A 24676-nucleotide genomic window follows, 5' to 3' on the forward strand; every position below is an offset into this window, starting at 1 on the left:
ATTGAAGGATAATACCAAACCCGGAGAGGAACTGCTGTTCCTCGCGCTCGGCGGCTCGGGCGAAATCGGCATGAACGTCAATCTTTATGGCTGCCGCGGCAAGTGGATCATGGTCGATCTTGGCATGACCTTTAGCGGTAACGAGTACCCCGGCGTCGACCTGGTCTTCGCCGATCTCGAATTCATCGAGCAGCGCCGCGAGGATCTGTTGGGAATCGTGCTGACTCACGCGCACGAAGATCACATCGGAGCGGTGCCTTACTTTGCAAAGAAGCTTGGTGTTCCCTTGTATGCCACGCCGTTTACGGCCCGCCTCGTCGCCGCGAAGTTGGAAGAAGAGGGCATAAGGGACCAGATCGAACTGATCATAGTGCGTGATCTGGATGAGTTTGAAATCGGTCCGTTCGGCATCAGCTACGTTCCGCTGGCGCACTCGATTGCTGAGGGTAACGCGCTTCTGATCGACACGCCTTTTGGACGCGTGTTCCACACGGGCGACTGGAAAATCGACGACGAACCCCAGGTCGGCGTTCCGGCTACGGCGGCCGAACTTACCGAGATCGGTGATGAGGGCGTGTTGGCTATGGTGTGCGATTCCACCAACGTCTTCAATCCCGAGGCTTCCGGTTCGGAAGGGGAGGTCTATCGCGGGTTGCAGCTTGAAGTGGCGAAGCATAAAGGTCGCCGCGTGCTCGTCACCACCTTCGCATCCAACGTTGCCAGATTGCAGACGCTGGGTGCCGTGGCGAAGGCGACCGGTCGCCAACTGTGCGTGGCCGGCCGTTCGCTCGACCGTATCATCGAAGTGGGGAAGGCCAGCGGCTACCTGAAGGACCTTCCTGAGACCATCGATTTTCAGACGGCGATGGGGTTGCCGCGCGGCGAACTCCTGATCGTGGCCACCGGCGGTCAGGGCGAGCCTCGCGCGGCTTTGTCACGCGTGACGGACGGCAATCACCAGCTTTCGCTCGAGGCCGGCGACGTTGTGCTGTTCTCGAGCCGCCAGATCCCGGGCAACGAGATTGCTATCGGTCGGATCCAGAATCGACTTGCCGAGCGCGATATCGTGCTGGTTACCGATCGGCAGAGCCCGATCCACGTCTCGGGGCATCCGGGGCGTCCGGAACTCGAGGCGCTCTACAGCTGGATCCGTCCGGAAGTGCTGGTACCTGTGCACGGCGAGATCCGGCACATGCGCGAGCAGGTGCGGCTTGGTCTGGCAAGCGGCATACCTGCCGCCGTATTCCAGCAGAACGGGGATCTGGTGCGATTGGCGCCTGGTAAACCGGGTAAGATCGATGCGGTCCGCTCGGGTCGACTGGTGCTCGATGGTGACATGATCGTACCCGCCAACGGCGACGCGGTCGTGATGCGGCGCCGACTGTCCCAGGCTGGCGTTCTGACAGTCGCGGTCGACCCGCAAGGCGGCGTGCAGGTCGACGCGCTCGGCTTGCCGCTCGAAGCCGATCTGGACGCGTTCCTGGCTGAGACCTGCCGCGATGTGGAGAGCGCCCTCACGGCATCGCGCAAGTCGCGATCGGAGCCGGGCAAGCGAAGAGAAGCGGTGCGCTTGGCCGCGAGGCGAGCCGCAAGTCGCTGGACCGGCAAGAAACCGCAGGTCATCGTCATGATGGCCGACGCGAACTGAGGCGATCCGATGAAATGGACATCGGTGATCGCGATCTATGCGCTGCTGTGGGTGTTCAGCGCATTCCTGGTGATGCCGTTCGGCTTGCGCACGCCCGATGAGGTGGAGGGTCACCGTATCGAGAAGGGGCATGCGGAGAGCGCGCCGGTAAACTTTCGACCTGGCCGGGTCGCGATTCGTGCGACGATCCTGGCCGCTGTGATGCTTTTCGCGTTCTATCTCAATTATGTGAATGGCTGGGTGAGCGTTCAGGATCTCAACTTCTACGGTCCACCGCCGGTCAAGGATCTGGGTTATTGAGCCGGTCGGCGGGAACGCTTCGCGAAATGCCAAGGCGTGAACCCTCCGTCGGCATCTCGCGGGCTTAGTTTCGCAACCGTTCTATACCTTGAGCAAGTGCGACATAAAGCTTGCCCATGTCTGACGACAGCAGCGTGACGCCCAAGGCGTTGCCGTCACGGGTCGATAGAACCTGTCGGAGCAGGGCCTCAAAGTCATGAATGTAGCGGCTCACGTGCTCGCGGAAGGTATCATCGCGTTCGAACAGTTGCTGTATCGCGCGCGCTTCCCCGGCTTCGAGCAAGGCCACCGCGCGGCGGGTGAAGATGCCACGATCGCCCTTCAGGTAGGCGGACCACGCGGTATCCGCCACGTCGCCAGATAGAGCCGAGGCGATATCGATCGCGTTCGACTTGAGTGAGTCGGTGATTAGCGCGGCACGCCGGCTGAAATCGTTGTCGACCTGCTCCTGTGCCCGCTCACGGGCCTGCTCGACGCGGCGCTCCAGATTGCCGACGGCTTCTTCCACCGACGACAATTGCTCACGCATCTGGTTTGCCGCCTCACGGCCGGCGCCGGTAGCATGAGCGACGGCCTGCTCCAGCGTGCCGGCGGCTTCGGCTGCACGCGGTCTCATGACCCGATCGATAGCGGTCGCGCTTTCCTCGCCGAGATGTTCGGCAAGCGCGCGCACTCGGCTCGTGCCTTCATCTTCTAGCGTTGCCAGGATGTTGCGGACCGAAGCTGCGAGGTAGTCGATGGCGCCGCCAAGCTCGCCGCGGGTCTTGGCTTCGACCCGTTCGCCCGTGCGCTCCATGTCTTCCAGCGCGGCGCGCAAGGCGCTCAGTTCCGCATAGTGCGTTTCGTTGCGTTCGGAGATCTTGGTCTGCCCGGCGTCGATCTGCGACTGCACGGAAGCGAGCGCCTCGCGAAGGACGTCGATGCGCCCGCTGAGTTCGCCGCCTTTGCGCGATCCGGTCTCGATATCGTCGATCAAGTGCAGCACTTTGTCCCCCAGCCGCGACAGGCGATCGTCAGCGATCGCCAGCGCCTCGGGCAATACGCCCGAACTGTGCTTCGCGCTCGCTTGGACGAGTTCCAGAAGGCGGACGCTGGCATCGGTCAGCCGCTCGACTTCTCCCTCGGTCGCAGCCAGCGTGGTACGCGATGCGGTCAGGCGATCGCCCAAGACGGCCAGACTACGTGACAGATTGGCTTCGATCTCGGCGCCGCTTCTGGCAACCGCAGCCATGCGTTCGCCGTGATCGCTCAACGATCCCGCGAGTGCCTCGCTGCGCCAAGCGAGTGCATCGGAATGCCGCTCGTGATCGGCCAGTCGCTCCGCCACAGCGCCGTCGAGCGTGGATAATTGCGCCGTTATGCGTGCCACGGCCGCTTGCTCGGTCGAATCGATGTGGGTCTGGAGTTCTATCGCGCGCACGCGGATACGGTCGGTGCGTTGCTCGATCAGGGTCAGGGCTGCCTGATCGTCCTGCGATAACCGGGCGCGCAACTCTTCGGCGCGTTGGGTGAGCGCATCCGCCCGATCACGCAGGGCGTCTAGCGAAGCGCGCTCGATTTCTTCCAACCGCTGGTCGAGCGCGTCGCGCTGGCTTTCTACCGTGACGATCCGGGCCGTCCACGACTCGACCGCGCGCAACTCGCTGTCCTGCAGCGCACGCGCCACGACTCCGCTTTCGTCGCGCAAGGCTGCCAAGCGCACACGCAGGGAATTGAGGCTTTCAGCTTCATATCCATCAAGCGCCCCGCGTACGCCTTCCACTTCATGCGCGAGGGCCTCGGCGCGAGTCCTTATCGCGGCGAGCGCCTGCTCCTCATCGCGTTGAAGCTGGGCGCGGAACTCGTTTCCGTGTGAGGCAAGTGCATCGAAACGGGCCGCCGCCACACCTTCGAGGTTCTCGCATATGCGCGCGAACTCGCCAGCGGCTCCGTCCATCGAGCGGCTGACGGTGGCGACGATCCGATTGCAACCATCTCCCGCCTGCTCAAGGCGCTGGAAACCCGCTACCATATCGTCAAGTTGAACTTGTGCGACCCGGCCCGCGTTGCCGATGTTGTTGGTCACATCCTTCGCCGAGCTCGCGATGACAGGTAGTTGGCCGCGAAGTCGATCCATGTTCTCCAAGGCGGACTGGCTGACCGTCTGGATGCCATCGAGTCTGGAGCTGTTCTCGACGATGAGCGCCTGCAGGCGTTCGGCATTCTGGGTCAGCCGCTCGACGGCGATTCGTCCCAAGGACTCGAGATCGCGAGATTGCGCGGCAACGAACTCCCTTGCCAGGCTAAGCTCGCCGTTCACCGTAGAGAGGCGTCGCTCGAGTTCGGCGCCTTCCGCTCTGAGCATGGCAGCGGCGTCTCCGAACCGCTTTGCCTCACGCAGGCTGCTGCGCATGACAAGCAGCCACACGACCACGACCAACAGCACTGGAACAGCCCACTGGACGATGGTCTGGGGGACCGCCGCCGGCGTCAGCCCGGACAAGACATTCCATTGCGACCACATGAAAAATCCCGTCCAGCCAAGGACCATGCCCCCGGCTATCAGCGGCATGATATAAGCGCCGTCGCGAGCGCCAGCCTGCTTGGACTCTTCGAAATCCCAGGGCACCGTATCGAAGAGCTCCGGATCGGGCGTGGTCGCCGTATCTCCTTCAACAGGAGCCGAATGGGCGCCGCTTTTGGGCTCAGGCCCGTTTGCGTCGACTGCGAAGATGCGTGTTTCCCCTGCCATGCCGGTGAATTTATCACGAGGAGCGGCATCCGTTAAACCCCGGATTAACCCCTGATCGATTATCCGCTGGGGATGGCTTATGAAGCAGGCGCGCTCGACGCTACTCTACAGGCCGCGGCAGGCGGTGATGCGGACCTGGTTGCCGAGCTTCGCAGAGCTTACGCGGATGGCGTCGCGCGGCAGGTGGACTTGCTGGAACGGTCGAGGTGCGACGGCAATTGGTCCGTGGCGGCGATGCGTCTCAAGGGCCTGGCAGCCAGCTTTCACTCCGAACCGCTGCTGCTTCTTGCGGAGGAAGCGCTTGGCGGTGCGCCGGGCGAGCCTGGGATCGTCCGTCGTCTCAAGACGTACGTTGCACAATTTTCGGCCGAATAGGGTACGAAGCCTGCTTGGCACCAAGCGGGGCGCCGCCTAGAGAGGCGCCTCGACGCATGGGAGGGGAAGCACGGTGCGCATCGCATTGCTATCCATGCTGGAGCCGGCCGGGGCAGGTCAGCCATATCCGCGAGCCTTCCTGCGCATAGCCGGAGCCAGCCTCGCGCAGCATCAGTTGGGCCTCGCGCTTTCGCTCGAATGCCAGCGGCTCATCTGCGTGGCGCGTGGCCCTTCGTCAGAACTGATTGCCTTGCAACATGGTGCCGAGGCGGCCGGCCTGCGGTTCAATATCGTGACAGGACCGCAGCAGATCTCCGGGCTGGTGACGGCGACAGATGAGTTGATCGTGATCACCGAGGGCCTGTTCCTTCAGGACTGCGAAACCGCTGCGCTGCTGGAAGGTAGCCGGAGCGTGGTTCTGGCGCTGCCGGACGACGGCGCGGTCGCACGCGGCTTCGAGCGGCTCGACATCAACAATGCGGCGGCCGGACTGATCAAGATCGCCGGCTCGCTGGTGGAGCGATTGCACGAACTGCCGCCGGATTGCGATGTGGCCTCCGCCCTGACACGCGTGGCGTTGCAGGCGGGCGCCCAGATGCGGCAAGTACCGATCGATGCGCGCGCAGCGGACAACTGGATGATGGTGCGAAGCGAATCCGACGCGCTCGCCATCGAAAATGACTGGCTGCGAGCAAGACTGTCGCTGAGCCAACCGCTGACGCTTTCGGATCGGCTCGCGCGGATCGGCGTACTGTCGTTTGGATCGGCCCTGCTGCATGGCGGCAACGCCAGCGGCATGGTCGGCGGGGGCGTTGTAGCGGCTCTGGTCCTGTCGCTTTGCGCAGCCTGGCTGGGTTCGCCGGTGCCGGCGCTGGGTTTGACGGCGATCGGATGGGTTCTGGTGCAGGCCACGGATCTGCTTCGGCAAACCGAGCGTCAGGCTTACAGCGTCGCGGCGCCTGCGATCCCTCGCGCAGAGTTGCTCGGGTGGCTGATCGACGCGGTATTGATCGTCATCTGCGTTCTGGGAATGACCGAGATCGGTCTGGATCCGATCGCCACGATGGAAGATCGCATTTTCGCGCCTTCGGTTCTTGTCCTCATGCTGCGATTGGCGCCGCAGTTGCTGCCAGGACAGATAGCCCGATGGGTGGCGGATCGCGGCGTTCTCGCGCTGATGCTTGGCGTGGCCGCCATGCTGGGGTATCTTGGCATGGCGGTTCGGTTGATGGCGCTAGCACTGGTTATCGGCTGCATCGTGCTGCCACCAAGGCGAAGCAACTAACGCGGGCTTAACCAAGCGGCAGTAACGCCGTGGGATGATCGAGACACCTTTGCGCATCAGTGGCGAACCGATCGAGGAGCAGTTGCGTGCGCAAGTAGCGCGAAGCGATGCGCTGTCCGGCGCCGTGGAACCGGTTTTGCGCCACCTACTCGATAACGACAATCGGACCGCGTTCGGTGACGAGATCCTCGCGCTCGTACGAGGCATGCAACTCCATCTCGCGCAGCGGTTGCTGACGGCAAGCGATGACGGTCATCCGCCGGAACGAAGCTCGGTGGCTGAGCTTGCCGACGCGCTGCTCGATTGTCCCGGAGTGTTGCGACACCTCCACGCGCTTGCACTCGAATGGCGGTTGCTCGTGAGGCTGGAACAACAACACGCGGTCGATCCGGTCGTGCCGCCGTTGTTGCAGGCACTCATCGCATCGCCGGAAGCAGAGACGCAAGATACCGCGATGAAGTTTCTCGCGGCGCAGGCGCGCTGGTGCCAGGGCATGCGGCGCATGCAACTCTCGCCGCGTGACTTGCCCGGCAAGATCCTGGACGCCGTTGTTGGCGCGCTGCGTTCCGTGACCGGCTTCGCTGAAGACTTGGGCGTGCCGCAACTTCGGGAGGATCATGACGAAAGTGCTACTCGTCTTGGGCTCGCGGCCCGCTTGGTCGCGAACATGGGAAGCGCGGCGAGCGTCGCGCTCGATCTGCGGCATGGTGGAGCCACCCTGTTCGCGAGCGCACTGTCATCCATTACGAGGCAGGGCCGTGAGCAAGTCATCCTTTCGATGCAGGATACGCGGCGCCTACGTCTTGCTCTGGGCCTACGGGCGGCAGCGCTGCCAGCCCCGGTAATCGATCAACAATTGCTGATACTGCATGGCGACACCCAGCTCCCGTCCGGCTTCGATCGTCTGGGCATCGAGCCGGCCGCCGCCATCCTCGCCGAGGCGCGCGATGGTCATCGCTGACCTTGAGGAACCGGGGGTCGTGATCGCGACGGCAACCAGCGACGCGGCCGATCGCCTGCTTTCGGCGGATGCGCCGCTTTCGGAGCTTCAGACCAGCTGCGGTGGAGAACCGCACGGCATCATCGCGATCCCTGCATTGCTGGAACTGGTGCGACAATCGCGCAGCCTCGGGCTTCCGCTTGCGCGGGCGATCACGGTCCATGATGGAGTCGAGTCCGTTTCCGCCTGGGTCGAAGTAGAGCCAGGGCCGGACGCTGAGGACGAGGGTTGCAGGATCGTCTTGCGGAGTTGGCAAAGCGCCCCCATGCCGGCCGATGATGCCCGCGACCTTAACCAGCGGCGGCTGATTCTGGATCGCGAGGTGGCGGAACTTTCAGCCCTTCTCGACGCGCGGCAACGCATCCTGACCGTGACCAGCGACAGCGTGGAGTTGGCTAATCTTGCGCTCGCAATGCAAGGCGGAATTGGTCGCCCGTTCACCGACTTCATGACGCCGGTGGCGCGAGGGCTCCAGGCGCTGCACTGGCGGATGCTCGATGGGGCGCCAGTCGAGATCGACGCGGCGGTGCGAGATTGGAAGATCGTGCTGATTCCGCAGATCGGGGCTGGTCGCGAGCCGAGTGGCTTCGAGTTACTGCTCGTGTCCGATCAAGTCGCGGACCAGACCTTGCCTTCGCCATCGACGCTCGAAGGCTTGATGCCGGCGGGGCAGGGGCTTGTCGGCGCCGACCTCGCACCAGTGCTGCGTCAGCCGATCGCCCGCATCGTGGCGAACGCCGAGACCATCCGAACGCGCCTCGCCGGTCCACTACCCGACGCTTATGCCGATTATGCGGGCGAGATCGCGAACGCCGGGCGGTTACTACTTGGCCTGCTTGACGACCTGAGCGACCTTGAAACGGTCGAAGCCGCCGATTTCGCGACTGTGCCCGAGCGGATCGACCTGGGGGATGTAGCTCGACAGGCTGCAGGGATCCTTGGCGTACGCGCACGCGCAAAAGACATCGTCATCGCCGCCCCATCCACGCAGGGGCAGATGACCGCTATCGCGGAGTTCCGTCGGGTGCTGCAGATCTTGCTCAACCTCATCGGCAACGCGATCCGCTATTCGCCGGAAGGATCGCACATTTCGATCGACTTGCAGCATGTCGATGACAAAGCGCGGGTAGTCGTCGCCGATCAGGGGCCGGGGCTATCGCCGGACGACCAGGCGATCGTATTCGAAAAGTTCGAGCGTTTGGGCCGAAGTGGCGATGGCGGCTCGGGTCTGGGCCTCTACATCTCGCGGCGGCTCGCAAGAGCGATGGGCGGCGAGCTTTCGGTCGAGAGTGTCGTGGGCGAGGGCGCCCGGTTCAATCTAGACCTTCCCGCAAGCGATGTATCCGACATCTGCTGACGACCTTGGCGGAGCCTACCAGGCGATTGCTCAGCGGTACCGCTTGTAAGAAAGCCAGACGACGATGGCGCCTGCTGCGGTGAGCAAGAGGCCGTTCCGTGCCCAAGTGCGATCGGCAAGCATGAAACTGCTTTTAGGCCACATGATTACCCCGGTGCCTTGACCAAGCCATAGCAACCCCATCGCTATCGCCAGGACGCCAAATACAAGAGCACCGATCCGCAGGAACCGCATCGTCAATCCTTTTCAGTTCGCTCTGAGCGCAGACATACCTACTTGCGCAGGTAATAGCGAGAAAAGCATCGAATAATCCGCGCCTTAAGCTGGAAGGATGAGGAAGGTCCGACTTCCAGGAGGTACCCTGACGATAGGAAAATCACCGCAAGACGCAGGTGTGGCGATGTAGTCCAGCCGGCAAATCAGGCGGCGATGCGCATTTCGAGGCGATCCCAAATCTCGACAAGTGCCGCGGTCAACTCGCGCATCATCGCTTCGGTATGGGCCGGGCCCGGCGTGAAGCGCAGCCGTTCCGTTCCGCGCGGAACCGTTGGAAAGTTGATAGGCTGCACGTAAGCGCCATATTCGGCCAGCAGAATGTCGCTGATCTTCTTGGCTTTGACCGGATCGCCCACCATCAGCGGGACGATGTGGGTGACGGAGTCCATCACGGGCAACCCGGCTTCGCGGAACATCGCCTTCATCGTGGCTGCGGCGTATTGCTGCCCCTCACGTTCCTCGCTGCAGGACTTGAGGTGCCGAACGCTCGCCAGAACGCCGGCAACCAGCACCGGCGACAAGGATGTGGTGAAGATGAAGCCGGGCGCATACGAGCGAATGCAGTCGATAATGCGCGTATCCGCGGCGATGTAACCGCCCATCACACCGAAAGCCTTGCCCAAGGTTCCTTCGACGATGGTGATGCGATCGGCGGCGTTGTCGCGCTCGGAAATGCCGCCGCCACGCTTGCCATACATGCCGACGGCATGAACTTCGTCGATGTAGGTGATGGCGTTGTACTTGTCGGCAAGATCACAGATGGCATGAATCGGCGCTACGTCGCCATCCATCGAATAGACGCTCTCAAACGCGATCAGCTTGGGCGTTTTCGGGTCGGTTTCCGCGAGCAGCTGTTCCAGGTGCTCCACATCGTTGTGCCGCCACACCTTCTTCTCGCACCCGGAATTGCGGATGCCGGCGATCATGCTGGCATGGTTCAGGGCATCGGAGAAGATCACGCAGCCGGGCAGCAACTTGGCAAGTGTCGACAAGGTGGCGTCGTTCGACACATAGCCGCTCGTGAAAAGAAGGGCGCTTTCCTTGCCGTGAAGGTCGGCAAGTTCCCGCTCCAGCTCGATATGATAATGCGTATTGCCGCCGATATTGCGCGTACCACCCGAGCCCGCGCCGACATCGTGCAACGCTTCTTCCATCGCGGCGACCACCTTGGGATGCTGCCCCATTGCGAGATAGTCGTTCGAGCACCAGACCGTGATCGGCTTGGGTCCGTTATGCCCCGCGAAACAGCGCGCGTTGGGAAACGCCCCCTTGTTGCGCAGGATATCGATGAACACTCGATAGCGGCCTTCGGAATGAAGACGCTCGATCGCCTGGTCGAAGATTTTGTCGTAGTTCACGAAATTCGATCCGCTCCGCGGTCGCCGTTCCCAGCGCATTGGTTGGCGCCATATCGCATGATGACCTTATGCGCCAGCGTGTTATCCAGGCGTCAGGGCGAGGGAGCCGCGATCCGATCACCATGTTCGTGAAATACGATCACGCCGCGCGAAAATCGGCCAGCCCATATCGTTCGAGCATCGCGTTCAGGTCGGCAGTCCTAGGGATCGGAGCGGTCGTGATCGCATAGTCGAGCTCGCTACGATCGAAATTCTGCCCCTCGAGCAAGCGCGCGATCTGCCGCGCGATGCCGGCGGCGCCATGCACGAAGGCGACGCCGCCGCCAAAAGCCGCCGCCAGTTCTTCCTGCAGCAGCGGAAAGTGCGTGCACGCCAACACGACGGTGTCGATCCGATCGCCATCGACCATGGCGCGCAAGCCATCGACCGCCGCCATGACAGCGGCTGGATCGACAGGCTCTCCACGCATCTTCGCTTCGGCTGCCTCGACCAGTTGGGGAGCCGCATGCCGCAGCAGCCGCTTACCCTGGCCGAACCGATCTTCCAGGCGGTCGACGTATCCCTGACGGATGGTCGCCTGTGTTCCCAGCAGTCCGATGACCCCGGTACGCGTCATGCCCGCAGCAGGCTTGATTGCCGGAACCGTACCGACGACAGGCACTTCCAGCACGTCACGCACCATCTCCAGCGCGATCGTCGAAGCCGTGTTGCAGGCGATGCACACCAGCCTGGGATTGAGCCGTTCGGTCAGGCGTCCCAACAGCCCGGCAACACGCGCCGCGATCTGCGCCTCCGTCTTGGTTCCGTAAGGCAACCCGGCGGTGTCGGCGGCATAGACCACGGGCGCCTGTGGCAGCACCCGTCGCAACTCTTCAAGCACGGTGAGGCCACCCATGCCTGAATCGAACAGCAGGACCGGAGCCGATGAAGCGGGGGATCGAGCCAAGCGGGTGGTCCTTTCGGGCGAAATCGGATGCGCCTGTTAGCGGTTTGATGCAGGCCCGAGCAACAAGCCTTCGCCAATCGTTTTGCAAGCGGTTAGAAGCGGCGAATGACGTGGATTCTCGCTTCGATGCTCGGTTACCTGCTTGGGTCGGTGCCGTTCGGCCTTTTGTTGACCCGTCTGACCGGCGCCGGGGATTTGCGCGCGGTGGGTTCGGGCAATATCGGCGCGACCAATGTTCTGCGCACCGGGCGCAAGGGCCTCGCCGCCGCCACACTGCTGCTCGATCTCGGCAAGGGGCTCGCAGCGGTGCTGTTGGCCCGGGCGAGCTGGCCGGACGGCGAGCCGCTTGTCGCGGCGGGTGCTGCTGTGGGCGCGGTGCTCGGGCATTGCTTCCCAGTCTGGCTCAAGTTTCGCGGCGGGAAGGGTGTGGCGACGCTTGCCGGTGTTTGCTTCGGTCTCGCCTGGCCGATCGGGCTGGTTTATGCCGCGCTCTGGCTTGGCATATTGGCAGCTCTGCGGGTTTCGTCGCTGAGCGGGATGGCGGCCGCGATCGGTGCGCCGATCGCGGCATTCGCCCTCGGTTATCACGATTATGCGATACCGCTGGCAGCTCTGGCGCTGCTGGTCGTGTGGTTGCATCGCGCGAACATAGCCCGTCTGCGCGCAGGGACCGAGCCACGCATCGGCTCCGCCAAATCGTGAGGGCCGCCGGGGTGCTGGGCCAGGACGAGGCGTTCGCCCGTATCCGGTTGTTGCGATCGCCCAACATCGGGCCGGTAAGTTTCAGGCAGTTGCTCGCCCGCTATGGGAGTGCTGCAGCGGCGCTCGAAGCGGTTCCCGATCTGGGGAGTCGCGCCGGCAAACCCTATCGCGTGGCGAGTGAGGAGCGGATAACCAAGGAGATCGCAGCTGTGCGCAAGGCGGGTGCACGCTACCTTTTCCACGATTCGAATGATTACCCCGCCATGCTGTCTGCGAGCGACACCGCGCCGCCGATCGTTACCGTGCGAGGATCGCTGGATAGCACCAAAAAGCCGTGTGTCGCCGTGGTCGGAGCGCGCAACGCCTCGGTGGCCGCCATCAAACTGGCGCGTGATTTCTCGCTGGCCTTGGCAGAGGCTGGCTTCACGATCGTCTCGGGACTGGCCCGAGGCATCGATGGTGCGGCCCATACCGGAGCGCTCGCTTCGGGCAACGATACGACGGTTGGCGTGATCGCAAGCGGCATAGACGTAAGTTACCCTCCCGAGCATGTCGACTTGCAGGAACGTATCGCCCGGGAAGGCCTGCTGATCGCCGAACAGCCGCCCGGCAGCGAACCGCTGGCGCGGCACTTTCCCTCTCGCAACCGTATCATCGCGGGTCTCGCTGCCGGAACCCTGGTGGTAGAGGCCGCTCCGAAATCGGGTTCGCTCATCACCGCCAGGTTGGCCGGAGACTATGGGCGAGAGGTCATGGCGATCCCAGGCTCGCCGCTGGACTCACGATCGCACGGCTGCAACCAGCTCATTCGCGACGGCGCTATCCTCATCCAGCGGCCTGAGGATGTCATCGAGCTGCTGTCAGGATTCGATGGCACCGCTCGCTCGACCTTCCGCGAACCGGCGCCGACATGGGTCGCCGCTGACATCTCGGCAGACGAGCCAGCCAGCATCACGAACCTGCTTTCACTCGCGCCGGTGGCGGTGGACGAGTTGATCCGACAGTCGGGAGACTCCGCCTCCGCGGTCCAGCTTGCCTTGCTCGAACTGGAAATCGCGGGCAGGTTGCAGCGGCATGCAGGGGGGCGGGTCAGCCTGGCGGCTTGATCGAGGCCGCTTGCATGATCGCTATTGGGGGGCGCGCATTGACTGGAAACCGGATCGGGCTGAACGCTATTATACAGACGTTTATCGCGTTGGTTGGTCGACACGGCGCGTCGATCACGCTCGTCGCGCTTGGCCTGGCTGGGGTGGATACGGCACTTGAAGCCATTGCTGGCTCATCGATTCAGATGGTCGGAAGCATTATTTCGATGATCGCTATCTTCTTTTTCATGCAACATTTGCTTCGCATCGAAGACCTGATCGAGCGCGCGGGCGGGTTCGGCAGCTATTTCGGTGCTTCGTTGTTGTCCGGGCTTGGCATGATAGTCGGTGCGATCCTCCTCATCGTTCCGGGATTCTTCCTGGCGGCACGATGGGCTGTAGCCACGACTCTCACCATCACCCGCAATCTCTCGGCTGGTGACGCACTAAGAGAAAGCTGGGCGCTGACGAAGCAAAGCACCGTCTTGCTGACGATAGTGTATTTCGTCGTGCTGGCGCTGTTCATCGCCCTGGCTTTCGGCGTCAGCTTTGGTGTGACGATGCTCGCGGGCGGCGAAGAGAATCTCGTGTCGGCGGCGGTGACGAATGGCGTGGTCGACCTGGGCACCATCCTGGGCGTGGTGCTGAACGTCGCGATCTATATCGAGCTTGTGGGATGCCAGACCGAAGCGGAGGCGATCTTTGCCTGACGCGAAGTCTCTTGACGCCGCTCGCTGACCGCTTCCACCTTGTACGTGTATGTATGTGCGCACGCGTAGCGGCGTTTTTTTGGGATCACAATGCAGCTAGTCATCGTAGAATCGCCCGCCAAGGCGAAGACCATCGAGAAGTATCTCGGCAAGGATTACCGCGTCCTCGCCTCGTACGGCCACGTTCGCGATCTGCCGCCAAAGGACGGCTCCGTCCGTCCCGACGAAGACTTCGCCATGGATTGGGAGCTTTACGGCGACAAGCAGAAGCAGGTCAAAGCGATCACCGATCTTGCCAAGCAAGCCGATCGACTGATCCTGGCGACCGACCCCGATCGTGAGGGTGAGGCGATTTCGTGGCACGTCCGCGAACTGCTGGCCAAGCGCAAGGCCTTGCCCAAGGACGTTCAGCGCGTCACGTTCAACGCCATCACCAAGGATACGGTGACCAAGGCGATGCTGCACCCGCGCGAACTCGATCAGGATCTGATTGACGCCTACCTGGCTCGCCGCGCGCTCGATTACCTGTTCGGATTTACGCTATCGCCGGTGCTGTGGCGCAAGCTGCCGGGGGCCAAGTCCGCCGGTCGCGTGCAATCGGTCGCCTTGCGCCTGATCGTCGAGCGTGAACGCGAGATCGAAGCGTTCAAGCCGCAGGAATACTGGTCCGTCGCGGCGTTGATGGCGCACGATGGCACCGATTTTACGGCCAAGCTGGTCACATTCGACGGCCAGAAGCTCGATCGTCTGAGCATCGGCGATGAGGGTACGGCCCAGCGGGCGAAATCCGCGGTCGAGAATGGCGCCTTCAAGGTCGAGGGTGTCGAGACCAAGCCACATCGCCGCAATCCGCAACCACCGTTCACCACGTCGACGCTGCAGCAGGAGGCCGCGCGTAAGCTCGGTTTTTCCGCCAGCCATACGATGCGCGTCGCCCAGTCGCTCTACGAGGCGGGCGCGATCACCTACATGCGTACGGACGGAGTGCAGATGGATCCTTCGGCGATCTCGGAAGCGCGTGCCGCGATCAACGACCGGTTTTCGGGCCACTACTTGCCCGAGAAGCCGCGGATCTACGAGACCAAGGCCAAGAACGCACAGGAAGCGCACGAGGCGATCCGTCCGACGGAGTTCACGCGTGAGCGCTTTGGGTCCGGTGACGAAGCGCGACTTTACGACCTCGTCTTCAAGCGCGCCATGGCGAGCCAGATGGCCTCGGCACAGCTTGAGCGAACCACGATCACGCTGCGCGACGCCACCGGCCGCCACGAGCTGCGCGCCACCGGCCAAGTGGTCAAGTTCCCCGGCTTCCTTGCGGTCTATGAGGAAGGGCGCGACCAGAAATCAGATGAAGATGAAGAAGGCAGCCTGCTTCCAGCAATGAAGGCGGGCGACATGCCGGCGAAGAAGGACGTGACTGCCGAACAGCATTTTACGCAGCCGCCTCCGCGCTTCTCGGAAGCAAGCCTGGTCAAGCGGCTGGAGGAACTCGGGATCGGCCGCCCCTCGACGTACGCGGCGACGCTGCAGGTCCTGAAGGATCGCGCCTATGTGCGGATCGAGAAAAATCGCTTCTTTGCGGAAGAGACGGGCCGCCTGCTGACCTCGTTCCTGGAGCGGTTCTTCGAGCGCTACGTCGCCTTCGATTTTACCGCGAGCATGGAAGACGAACTCGACAGCGTTTCTGACGGCCGCGCCGTCTGGAAGGATGTGCTCGCTGCGTTCTGGCGTGACTTCAAGCCCAAGTCCAACGAGGTGATGGAGCGCAAGCCGTCCGAGGTGACCGAGGCGCTGGACGAATTCCTGTCCGAATACCTGTTTCCCCCCAAGGACGACGGCACCGATCCCAGGCTCTGCCCAAAATGCCAGGAAGGCCGCCTATCGCTGCGTGGCGGCAAGTTCGGTGCCTTCGTGGCCTGCTCGAACTATCCCGAGTGCAAGTACACCCGCAAGTTCGCACAGCCGGGTGGCAACGGCGAGGAGACCGAGGACGAGACGCTCGGGACGGATCCCGCAAGCGGCCTGGAAATGGTGCGCCGCACTGGCCGGTTCGGCCCGTACATCCAGTTGGGCGAGGGCAAGGAAGCCAAGCGGGCATCGATCCCGAAAGATGTCGAGGAGCTTACCGCCGATTGGGCGATCAAGCTGCTCAGCCTTCCGCGCACGGTCGGCGCACATCCCGAGAGTGGCAATCCGATCGTCGCCAGCATAGGGCGTTATGGCCCCTACCTCATGCACGATGGAAAGTATGCACGGCTGCGCTCGACGTCCGATGTGTTCGAAACCGGCATGAACGCTGCCGTATCGCTGCTGGCCGAAGCGGCCGCGAACAAGGGTGGGCGGGGCGCGCGTACGCCGGTGGAACCAATCAAGGTGCTTGGGCCTCATCCCACGTCAGGCGGCGAGATGAAGGTGCTGGCGGGACGCTACGGTCCCTACGTTACCGACGGGACGACCAATGCAACCCTGCCGCGTGATGCAAAGCCTGAAGACCTGACTGCCGAAGCGGCCATCGTCCTCATCGACGAACGAGCTGCCAAGGCGCCGGCAGCCAAGGGTCGCAAGAAGGCGGCCCCGAAGAAAGCGGCAGCGAAGAAGGCTCCGGCCAAGAAGGCGGCTGCCAAAAAGCCTGACGCCAAGGCCAAAGCCAAGGCAACCGGCAAGACCGTTCAGGAGGTCGCGGAATGAGCGAGCGGACCGCCAAGCACAAGCAACCCTGGAAGCCCGAGGAACTCCAGCAGCTGCGTCTGCTGGCCACCAAGGGCAAGGGCCTGAAAGAGATAGCGAAGTCTCTAAATCGAACCGAGGAGTCGACGAAGGATGCGGCCAAGCAGCATGGGATGACGATCACCAAGCTGCGGTGAACGCAGAGCCCGAGGATCGCCGGGGCTAGCCAATCGCCAGCCTCCCGGTGTCCTTGACTGCGCAAATCCAGCCGCAACGGGTGCAGTCATGTGCCTCCGTTGCGGTCGTTCACTTCACCCAGTCGAGTCCAAGCTCCTCGTAGAGATCACGAGCCTCGGCCCAGTTTTCCTCGACCTTCACATGCAGGAAGAGATGCACCTTGTGGCCGAGGATCTTGGCCAGCTCCATCCGCGCAGCTTCGCCGATCGCCTTGATCATCGTGCCGCGTTTGCCCAGCACGATCGACTTCTGGCTGTCGCGGGCGACGACGATCTGTTGCCGGATCTCGACAGAACCGTCCTTGCGCGGCGTGTATGCCTCGGGCCTGACGGCGCTGTCGTAAGGCAGTTCGTCATGCAGCAACCGATAAAGCTGCTCGCGCGTCACTTCGCATGCCAGCAGACGCTCGCTCGCGTCTGAGACCTGATCTTCCGGGTAGTGCCACTCGCTCTGGGGCATAAGCTCGGCCAGGCGGGCCTTCAATTCGGGCACCCCATCGCCGGTCAGGGCCGAGACAAAGAAGACCTCCTCGAACGCGACCTTGCCTGTCAGTTCCTGGGCCAATGCCAGCAGTGGCTCCTTCGCGGTCGCATCCACCTTGTTGAGTACCAGCAGCTTGCGCTCGGGGCGGTTCTTGAGCGCTTCAAGCAACGGCTCGACCTCATGCCGGCGTTGCTTGATAGGGTCTATCACCAGCAGGATGGCATCCGCCTCCTGCGCGCCTTCCCATGCCGCCGACACCATCGCCCGATCGAGCCGACGCTTCGGCTCGAAAATGCCGGGAGTATCGGCAAGGATGATCTGCACCTCGCCCGCCAGCGCGATGCCCAGCAGACGCGCACGCGTGGTCTGCGCCTTCGCCGATGTAATCGCCACCTTCTGGCCCACCAGCGAGTTTACCAGCGTCGATTTGCCTGCATTGGGGGCGCCGAGCACCGCCACGAGGCCGCATTTATGTGTCACCCAAATCTCCGCATGAACTCTTCCGCTGCCCGCGTTTCCGCATCCTGCTTGCTATTGGACGTGGCCTGCGCCTCACCGACGCCATGAACCATTACGCCAACGGTGAACTGCGCCGCATGATCGGGCCCGGAACGATCGAGCAGCTTGTATTCGGGCATGCGCCGCCGATTCCCGGCCGCCCATTCCTGAAGCGCAGACTTGGGGTGCTTGCGCTTTCCCGTCTTGCCCATGAGCGACACTTCCCAGAGCCTGCGCACCATGTCGCGCGCTGCTTCGAAGCCGCCTTCGAGAAAGCAGGCGCCGATCAGCGCTTCGACCACGTCCCCAAGGATATTGTCGCTGTCCTGCCCGCCATCATCGCGAGCTTGCTTGCCCAGGCGGATATGTCGCGCAAGGCCGATGCTGCGCGCGACTTCGGCGCAGGTTGTCCGGCTCACCAGCGCATTGAGCCGCTGTGACAGTTTGCCTTCTGGCTCGTCGCCCCGCTCGAACAGCCAGTCGGCGATGGAAAGTCCGAGCACACGGTCGCCCAGGAACTCGAGACGCTCGTAATTGCGCTTGTCCGCCGTGCTGGCATGGGTAAGCGCTTCTTCCCACAAGGCCAGATCCTGCGGCTGTCTGCCGGTCTGCTCGGCAAGATAGCGCAGGGTCTCTTCGGAAAGCACTAGAACGTACCGCCGATCCGGCTCCAGCGCGCAGCGGTGAACCAGGTCCATGGCTTGATCCACTCGGCCCCCCCGTCGGTGGAGAACATCATCACTGCCGCGCGGCCGACCAGATTCGCTTGGGGAACCAGGCCGATGCCTTCCCCTTCGATGGCGGGGAAGCGGCTGTCGAGGGAATTGTCGCGATTGTCGCCCATGAGGAACAGGTGATCGGCCGGAACCTTGTAAACCTGCGTGTCATCCTGCGGCTGGGTGCCGAGGTCGAGGACGTTGTAGCTTTTGCCCTCTGGCAGGGTTTCCTGAAATTGCGGATAGGCGCACGCTATGCGACCGTCGGGCGCCTGCGTCTCGAACTCCACGGCATAGCACCGGGTATTGGGGGTGAGAGGCAGGATAAAATCCGCCACGCGCTTTTTCGGAACAGGCTTGCCGTTCAGGAACACCTGACCGCCGCGAACCTGGACGGTATCGCCCGGCAGGCCGATTACCCGTTTGATATAGTCGACGTCGTTTCCAGGCGGGGCCTTGAAGATGACGATATCGCCGCGATCAGGCTGACTGGCGAAGATCCGTCCCGGGATTAGCGGCACGCTGAAGGGGAGCGAATATTTCGAGAAGCCGTACGACCATTTCGATGCGAGCAGGTAATCGCCGTTCAGTAGCCGCGGCAGCATCGACTCGCTCGGGATGTTGAACGGCGAGAAGATGAAGCTACGAAAGACAACCACCAGAACGATGAGCTTGAGCACGAAAACAAAGAAATTCTCTTGCTTTTCAACCTTCGGCGCTTTGCCCGCCGCGCTGCCCTGGTCAGCGGCGGGCACATCGGCGGATTGCAATCGAAGGGGGGCATCGTCGGTGTCGTTCATCGTCATGTCCATGTTGCTCGCCATGGCTTCCGTCAAGGCTGCCATAGCAGCTGATTCACGACCGGCCTGTGTTCATACCCCAAGATCGTCCTTGGCCGCCACCGATGTGGCAGGCATAAGCGATGGCGATCGCGCGGCTTTGGGGGCAGCGCCAAGCGGGGAAAACGACATGGGCGAAGCGACCGGTACCGTTTGGGCGACGCTTACCGAATTGCCGAAGCCGACTTTGGCGGATCTGTTCGCCGCCGATCCGGATCGGCTCGACAAGCTTGCCACGCGGCTGGATCTTGGGGAGCAGGGGATCCGGTTCGATTGGTCGAAGACCCACCTCGATGATGCGCACATCGATGCTTTCGTCACTTTGGCGCAGGCCACCAATTTCGTTGCCCGCCGTGCAGCGCTGTTCGACGGTGCGATCGTCAATCCGACCGAGGGACGCGCCGCAGAGCATACCGCGCAACGCGGCGTTGGTGCGGCCCAGAGCGTCGATCTAGCGCGTGGCTACCACGCTCGCATGGCCGGGATCGTCGAAGCGATCCATCAAGGTGTCCTGGGTGAGGTGCGCCACCTCATCCATATCGGGATCGGGGGATCTGCCTTGGGCCCGGCGCTCGCGATCGACGCACTGGCGCGCAGCGGTGCGATGGTGGACGTGCACGTCGTCTCGAACATCGACGGGGTCGCGCTGGAGGCGGCATTCGAAGCTTGCGATCCGGCAACGACCATGCTTGCGATCGCCTCGAAAACCTTCACCACCATGGAGACGATGGTCAACGCCGCCAGCGCGATCGATTGGCTGACCGACAATGGGGTTGCCGATGCTTTCGGCCGCGTGGTCGCGCTGACGGCCGCTCCGCAAAAAGCTATCGAATGGGGCGTGGACGAGACGCGCGTGCTACCCTTCTCCGAAAGTGTCGGTGGGCGCTATTCACTATGGTCGTCGATAGGTTTCCCGATCGCGATGGCGCTTGGCTGGCCCGATTTCGCCGAGATGCTCGAAGGGGCCGCGATCGTCGACAGGCACTTTCGACAGACCGATGACATCACGAACCTTCCGTTGCGGGCAGCCTTTGCGGACCAGTACTACACCCGGTTGCGTAAGTGCCAGACGCGCGCGGTCTTCGCCTATGACGACCGCCTGGGCTTGCTGCCCGACTACCTGCAGCAGCTGGAGATGGAATCGAACGGCAAGTCCGTCAGTATCGACGGTTCGCCGGTCACGGAACCGACCGCGCCGATAACCTGGGGCGGTGTGGGCACCGACGCACAGCATGCGGTCTTTCAGTTACTGCATCAGGGAAGCAATCTCGTCCCGGTCGACTTCATCGCTGCGATCGTACCCGGTCATGATCTGGCGCCGGCACATCACCGTATCTTGTTGTCCAACTGCTTCGCACAAGGCGCCGCGCTGATGGCCGGCAAGCCAAGCGACGACCCGGCCAGGGCATATGCCGGCGATCGGCCGTCCGCTACGATACTGCTGGATGAACTGTCGCCGGCCAGTTTCGGCGCGCTGTTGGCGTTCCACGAGCACCGCACATTCTGCAACGCGGTGCTGATGGAGATCAATCCTTTCGATCAGTTCGGCGTCGAGCTTGGCAAGGAAATCGCCAAGCAGATCGAAACCGGAGGCACGATCTTCGATCCGTCTACCCAAGCCTTGCTCGAGCTTGCCGGAATAGCCTGACGCTTGCGCATCTGGTGGGCTTTCAAGTTGTTGATACCCACCCCGGTATAACGCCGAAGGGGAGGCCAAGGCAGTCTCAACCACAATTGGCTAATCGATGCGAGTTCGCTCAATTCCGCATCGAGATCTGGTCATATGGAAAATCGAGTTCATCGCGTGCGCATCGTCGCGCTTTGCGGCGTCGCCGCGACCGCGCTGTCTGCATGTGGCGGTGGCGGCAGTGGTGGTGGCTCGGTAGCATCCACTCCAACCCCGATCGCATCGCCGGCACCAACGCCTCCGGCCGTCGCGACCCCGGCCCCAAGCGCGCCGCCCGTTTCCACACCGGCACCTGCATCGGCGGTCCAGCCGGGTTCGCCGCCAGCGCCAGGGGCAACGCCAGCTCCAGCAATCGTGGCAGCTCCACTTCTCGAACCGATCGCAGCACCCGTGCCCACGCCTGCGCCCGACGCGACCGCAACGCCAGTCGCGACACCAGTGCCAATTCCAACACCAACTCCCGGCCTGACCAGTCCGCCAGTTGCGATGCCGGGACCGGTGTCGACGCCGCTGCCTGAACAGGTCCCATCGCCTGGGGGGACTTCAAGTCCAGATCCGACCCCCACGCTTTCGCCGGTCTCGCCTGTGGCACCGGTCTCAACGCCCTTGCCCGAAGAGGGTGCTTCGCCAAGTGCGCCAGCGCTTCCAGATACGACACCGATAGCTTCGCCGGTCTCACCCCCGGCACCGGCATCGACGCCGCTACCCGACCCGGCGCAGGCGCCTGTATCGACTCCGGACATTCCAGCCGTTGCAGTTCCCGAGCCCGGCCCAGTACCGGAGCCCGAAACATCAACTCCGCCGGTATCGACACCGACACCACCGTCGCCACCGGAACTTGCCGCCCCTTTGGCGACGATCATTCCGAAAGCCGACGTCGCCGTTCGTTCATCGAACGATGACGATGAGTATCGCCGCAATTACAGTGCGTTCGAGTACGTTCACGCGCTCTACGCGCTCGATCACGGCTGGACCGGGCAGGGGGTTCTCGTCGGTGTCGTCGATGATGGCGTGGTCGAGAACACCGAGCTTGCCGGGCAACTCTCCGCGCTCGGCAAGGACTTCGGCAACGTGACGACGAACGGAAAGACCACCGCGCGCAATATCATCGGCGACGCCTATTCGGATCACGGGACACTGATCGCGGGGGTCATCGCCGGCCGCGACGATGGTCGCGGTATTCAGGGCATCGCCCCGGGCGCGAAGATCGTCTCCTTGCGCGTCAGCGACGTGAACAGCACGACACGCGAGGAAACCTTGGGCCGAACCCTGCCGGCGGCGCTCGACTACGCCGCAAGCAAGGGGGTCAAGGTCGTCAATGCCTCGCTGGCCAAGGTCGATGCTTCGCAACCAAGCACGGTTTGGTCGGACATGGTGGCTCGCTATGCCGCCTCGGGGGGCTTGTTCGTCAATTCCGCGGGTAACGATGGCGAGGACAATGCCAAGGGCTACCTCGATCTCACGCCCGCCAATCGCGACGGCTGGCTCTTCGTAACCGCAGTCGAGGACGGTGGCGACGGGGTGGCACTGGCCGACTACGCCAACCGTTGCGGAGCGACGGCGATGACGCGATGCGTCGCCGCCATGGGGACGAACGCGACCATGGACATCGGCGGTGCCCCGGTCCTGTTCACCGGGACGAGTTCGGCCACCGCGCAAGTCAGCGGTCTTGCGGCACTGATCCTTGGAAAGTGGCCGCAGCTTTCTGGCGTGCAGGCCGGGCAGGTCATCCTAAACACCGCACGCGACATGGGCGAGGCAGGTATCGATCCGGTTTACGGTGCCGGCCTGATCGACGTCGAAGCCGCCTTGTCGCCAGTCACGCCGACGATTTCCAACGGAACCACCCAGACGTCGCTATCGCACACCGCTATGATCATCCCCAATGCGCTGGGAGGAGCGGCGGCAAGCGTCGCGGTTAAACAGATGCTGTCGCGTGTGACGATGCTGGATGCGTACGGGCGTGATTATAGCGGCAGCCTGGCATCGCTTGTAGCCGATCCCCTGCCGCGCAAAGGCATGCTGGCGCGACAGGTCATCTCCAGCGCCGGGATGGGGAGTTCCAGCTTTTCAGGCAAGGGTTTCGCGGGCAGCGTTTCCTATACGAGCAGCCAGAATGGCCCAGCGCCCGAAAATCAGCGAGCCAGAATGATATCGGGAAAATTCGCCGCCAGTCTTGGCCGAACCAAACTGCTTGCCACTTATTCCGGGCAGGATGCGATCCAGGATGAAGCCATGGGTCTCGCCCCGTCATCCGACGTGACGATCGCTTACGCTCCCGGCGCCAACCTATCGATGGGTGTTCAGCGTGCCATCGACGGCGGCGACCTGACGATCACGGCCTTGAACAGCGATGGCGAACGCGGGGCCGCGCGCGGCATGCTGCTGGGCTGGAATGGGCACAAGCTGCGCATCAAGGCTGGCTACCTCAAGGAGGACGGTACCGTCTTTGGCAACCCGGTTGGGGCGGGCGCGCTGCGCTTCGGGGATGGCGCACGCACGGCATTTCTCGAAATGTCGCGTAACTGGCAGGTCGGCGGCTGGTCCGTCGATACATACGCTTCAATGGGTGCGACCCGGTTGAAGATCGCGGCGGACACGCTGCTCACATCTGCACGTCCTATCCTCACACAGCGCGCTGGCGTGTCTGCCAGCCATCTGCTGAAAGGCGGAAGCCTGCGGATGGGAGTGGCCCTGCCGTTGACGGCTTTCGCCGGTTCGGGCGAGTTGACCTATGCAACGGGTTATGACCTCGACAAGCGTTCCTTGCTCTACGACCGTGGCCGCATCAGCATGACCGCACGGTACCAGCCGATCGTCAGCGTCGGCTACGAGCACCTTGGGCGTAGTTCATCCTTGCGCTTTGCCGCAGCCACGGATGCGCTCGTCAGCGACTGGCGCGCGCTGGCCTCCTGGCGAATGACGCTGCGCTAGGAAGACGGAGACCCTACGGGCGAACCGTGGGCGTGGGCGTAGTCGGCTGGAGTTGCGTGGCCTCGATAGCCGGATGGTTCACTCGCGCGCCGTTACCCAACAGGATCGCCAGCTGTTCCTGTCCGAAGCTCCATGCCCCGAGCCCGGACTCCGCATTGATATGACCGGCCTCACCGGCATCGACCAGCGTGCTGCCCCAGCGTCGTGCCAGCGCCTTGGCAGTGTGAAAGCCCATCCAGGGGTCATTGCGGCTGGCGATCAGTCGGCTGGCAAACGGCAACGGCTCGGTCGGCGTCGGCGAGAAGCGCGCCACCCGATCGTCCAGGGGGAAGAAGTCGACCTCGGGCGGGGCAACCAGCAGGGCGCCGACGACCGGAGCGGCGGCGCCGCGCTGCATCCATTCGCGCTGCTCGAACCGCGCCCACCATGCGACCGCCAAGCAACCCAAGCTATGCGCTACAAGAACCACCGGCCGCCCGGCCTGATGAATTGCGAGATTGAGATTGTTGATCCACGTGTTGCGATGTGGGTCTTCGGTTCGACCAAGCGCGACAGTGCTGCAATCTGGCAGATGCTCCTCCCAAACGGTCTGCCAGTGGCCGGGGCCACTGCCGTGAAGACCGGGTACAAGCAGGATTGCGGGTGCTTCGGCAAAATTCCGAACTGATGGTGGCGTCATGTTCATGCTCCGAAAATGGGCCGAACTCGATACGTTTCGTCGTCCGCGTCAGCCCCAAATATACTCTACCAAGAGAATAGACAAGTCGTATGCGATAGATTGTCGGCATGGTGCGACCAGCCGCATTCCGCCCCAAGGTACGGCATCTATGGCAATCAGGCTC

22 protein-coding genes are annotated in these 24676 nt (G+C 63.0%); 14 read left to right on the forward strand and 8 right to left on the reverse strand.

Annotated elements, in window-relative coordinates; genetic code table 11:
- Nucleotide 1: 1 nt before the first annotated feature.
- Together ACXJ1Z_RS16315 and ACXJ1Z_RS16320 are read left to right on the forward strand one after the other, a co-directional pair.
- A complete protein-coding gene (locus tag ACXJ1Z_RS16315) occupies nucleotides 2-1648 on the forward strand; it encodes a ribonuclease J (RefSeq protein ID WP_463778081.1) in 1647 nt (548 codons plus the stop codon).
- Between the two features lie 9 nt (nucleotides 1649-1657).
- On the forward strand, nucleotides 1658-1948 hold the full coding sequence (locus ACXJ1Z_RS16320; RefSeq protein WP_463778082.1) for a DUF1467 family protein: 291 nt from the start codon (nucleotides 1658-1660) through the stop codon (nucleotides 1946-1948).
- A 64-nt stretch (nucleotides 1949-2012) separates the two neighbouring features.
- On the opposite strand, the gene ACXJ1Z_RS16325 is transcribed toward ACXJ1Z_RS16320, so the two are convergent.
- Nucleotides 2013-4556, reverse strand: a complete 2544-nt coding sequence (locus ACXJ1Z_RS16325) for a coiled-coil domain-containing protein (protein WP_463778084.1) — start codon at nucleotides 4554-4556, stop codon at nucleotides 2013-2015.
- A 195-nt stretch (nucleotides 4557-4751) separates the two neighbouring features.
- On the opposite strand from ACXJ1Z_RS16325, the gene ACXJ1Z_RS16330 reads away from it, so the two are divergent.
- The 4 genes from ACXJ1Z_RS16330 to ACXJ1Z_RS16345 all read left to right on the forward strand — a co-directional run bounded on the left by ACXJ1Z_RS16330 (nucleotide 4752) and on the right by ACXJ1Z_RS16345 (nucleotide 8696).
- Entirely contained in the window at nucleotides 4752-5054 is a 303-nt protein-coding gene (locus ACXJ1Z_RS16330; protein ID WP_463778086.1) for an Hpt domain-containing protein, read from the forward strand.
- A 73-nt stretch (nucleotides 5055-5127) separates the two neighbouring features.
- Nucleotides 5128-6339, forward strand: coding sequence for a hypothetical protein (locus ACXJ1Z_RS16335; protein WP_463778087.1), 1212 nt, complete (start codon nucleotides 5128-5130; stop codon nucleotides 6337-6339).
- A 34-nt stretch (nucleotides 6340-6373) separates the two neighbouring features.
- Nucleotides 6374-7300, forward strand: a complete 927-nt coding sequence (locus ACXJ1Z_RS16340; RefSeq protein WP_463778088.1) for a hypothetical protein — start codon at nucleotides 6374-6376, stop codon at nucleotides 7298-7300.
- A complete protein-coding gene (locus tag ACXJ1Z_RS16345) occupies nucleotides 7287-8696 on the forward strand; it encodes a sensor histidine kinase (RefSeq protein ID WP_463778090.1) in 1410 nt (469 codons plus the stop codon). Before ACXJ1Z_RS16340 ends, ACXJ1Z_RS16345 begins: the two co-directional genes overlap by 14 nt.
- A 30-nt stretch (nucleotides 8697-8726) precedes the next feature.
- On the opposite strand, the gene ACXJ1Z_RS16350 is transcribed toward ACXJ1Z_RS16345, so the two are convergent.
- The 3 genes from ACXJ1Z_RS16350 to murI all read right to left on the reverse strand — a co-directional run bounded on the left by ACXJ1Z_RS16350 (nucleotide 8727) and on the right by murI (nucleotide 11225).
- Nucleotides 8727-8930 carry a hypothetical protein gene (locus ACXJ1Z_RS16350; RefSeq protein ID WP_463778092.1) on the reverse strand — a complete coding sequence of 68 codons (204 nt, stop codon included), beginning with the start codon at nucleotides 8928-8930 and terminating at the stop codon, nucleotides 8727-8729.
- A 185-nt stretch (nucleotides 8931-9115) separates the two neighbouring features.
- A complete protein-coding gene (gene hemA / locus ACXJ1Z_RS16355) occupies nucleotides 9116-10330 on the reverse strand; it encodes a 5-aminolevulinate synthase (protein WP_463778093.1) in 1215 nt (404 codons plus the stop codon).
- A 139-nt stretch (nucleotides 10331-10469) separates the two neighbouring features.
- On the reverse strand, nucleotides 10470-11225 hold the full coding sequence (gene murI / locus ACXJ1Z_RS16360; protein ID WP_463781276.1) for a glutamate racemase: 756 nt from the start codon (nucleotides 11223-11225) through the stop codon (nucleotides 10470-10472).
- Between the two features lie 156 nt (nucleotides 11226-11381).
- Between murI and plsY the strand changes: the two genes are divergently transcribed.
- From plsY to ACXJ1Z_RS16385, 5 genes are all read left to right on the forward strand, one after another.
- Nucleotides 11382-11978 (forward strand): glycerol-3-phosphate 1-O-acyltransferase PlsY, encoded by a 597-nt coding sequence (gene plsY / locus ACXJ1Z_RS16365; RefSeq protein ID WP_463778095.1) that lies wholly within the window; start codon nucleotides 11382-11384, stop codon nucleotides 11976-11978.
- Nucleotides 11975-13084, forward strand: a complete 1110-nt coding sequence (gene dprA / locus ACXJ1Z_RS16370) for a DNA-processing protein DprA (RefSeq protein ID WP_463778097.1) — start codon at nucleotides 11975-11977, stop codon at nucleotides 13082-13084. Before plsY ends, dprA begins: the two co-directional genes overlap by 4 nt.
- 14 nt (nucleotides 13085-13098) lie before the next feature.
- Complete coding sequence (locus ACXJ1Z_RS16375; protein WP_463778098.1) at nucleotides 13099-13773, forward strand: glycerophosphoryl diester phosphodiesterase membrane domain-containing protein; 675 nt, start codon at nucleotides 13099-13101, stop codon at nucleotides 13771-13773.
- A gap of 90 nt (nucleotides 13774-13863) precedes the next feature.
- The gene (topA, locus tag ACXJ1Z_RS16380; RefSeq protein ID WP_463778099.1) at nucleotides 13864-16461 is read left to right on the forward strand and encodes a type I DNA topoisomerase; all 2598 of its coding nucleotides are present in this window, start codon (nucleotides 13864-13866) and stop codon (nucleotides 16459-16461) included.
- Nucleotides 16458-16637 (forward strand): hypothetical protein, encoded by a 180-nt coding sequence (locus tag ACXJ1Z_RS16385; protein ID WP_463778101.1) that lies wholly within the window; start codon nucleotides 16458-16460, stop codon nucleotides 16635-16637. The genes topA and ACXJ1Z_RS16385 overlap by 4 nt, the downstream gene beginning before the upstream one ends.
- Before the next feature lie 109 nt (nucleotides 16638-16746).
- On the opposite strand, the gene era is transcribed toward ACXJ1Z_RS16385, so the two are convergent.
- Genes era through lepB form a run of 3 tightly spaced genes read right to left on the reverse strand, consistent with a single transcriptional unit; the run spans nucleotide 16747 to nucleotide 19174 of the window.
- Entirely contained in the window at nucleotides 16747-17640 is an 894-nt protein-coding gene (era, locus tag ACXJ1Z_RS16390; protein WP_463778102.1) for a GTPase Era, read from the reverse strand.
- Nucleotides 17637-18356 (reverse strand): ribonuclease III, encoded by a 720-nt coding sequence (gene rnc / locus ACXJ1Z_RS16395; protein ID WP_463778104.1) that lies wholly within the window; start codon nucleotides 18354-18356, stop codon nucleotides 17637-17639. Before rnc ends, era begins: the two co-directional genes overlap by 4 nt.
- Nucleotides 18305-19174, reverse strand: a complete 870-nt coding sequence (lepB, locus tag ACXJ1Z_RS16400) for a signal peptidase I (protein ID WP_463778106.1) — start codon at nucleotides 19172-19174, stop codon at nucleotides 18305-18307. Before lepB ends, rnc begins: the two co-directional genes overlap by 52 nt.
- A gap of 169 nt (nucleotides 19175-19343) precedes the next feature.
- On the opposite strand from lepB, the gene pgi reads away from it, so the two are divergent.
- The 3 genes from pgi (at nucleotide 19344) to ACXJ1Z_RS16415 (ending at nucleotide 23834) form a co-directional block, all read left to right on the forward strand.
- Entirely contained in the window at nucleotides 19344-20861 is a 1518-nt protein-coding gene (gene pgi, locus ACXJ1Z_RS16405; protein ID WP_463778108.1) for a glucose-6-phosphate isomerase, read from the forward strand.
- A gap of 203 nt (nucleotides 20862-21064) precedes the next feature.
- Nucleotides 21065-21418 carry a hypothetical protein gene (locus ACXJ1Z_RS16410; protein WP_463778110.1) on the forward strand — a complete coding sequence of 118 codons (354 nt, stop codon included), beginning with the start codon at nucleotides 21065-21067 and terminating at the stop codon, nucleotides 21416-21418.
- A 331-nt stretch (nucleotides 21419-21749) separates the two neighbouring features.
- Entirely contained in the window at nucleotides 21750-23834 is a 2085-nt protein-coding gene (locus ACXJ1Z_RS16415; protein ID WP_463778111.1) for a S8 family peptidase, read from the forward strand.
- Nucleotides 23835-23847: 13 nt separating this feature from the next.
- Here ACXJ1Z_RS16415 and ACXJ1Z_RS16420 read toward each other — a convergent pair whose 3' ends face one another.
- Nucleotides 23848-24519, reverse strand: a complete 672-nt coding sequence (locus ACXJ1Z_RS16420) for an RBBP9/YdeN family alpha/beta hydrolase (protein ID WP_463778113.1) — start codon at nucleotides 24517-24519, stop codon at nucleotides 23848-23850.
- Nucleotides 24520-24676: the final 157 nt, after the last annotated feature.

It is taken from the genome of Novosphingobium sp. TK46 (assembly GCF_055361525.1).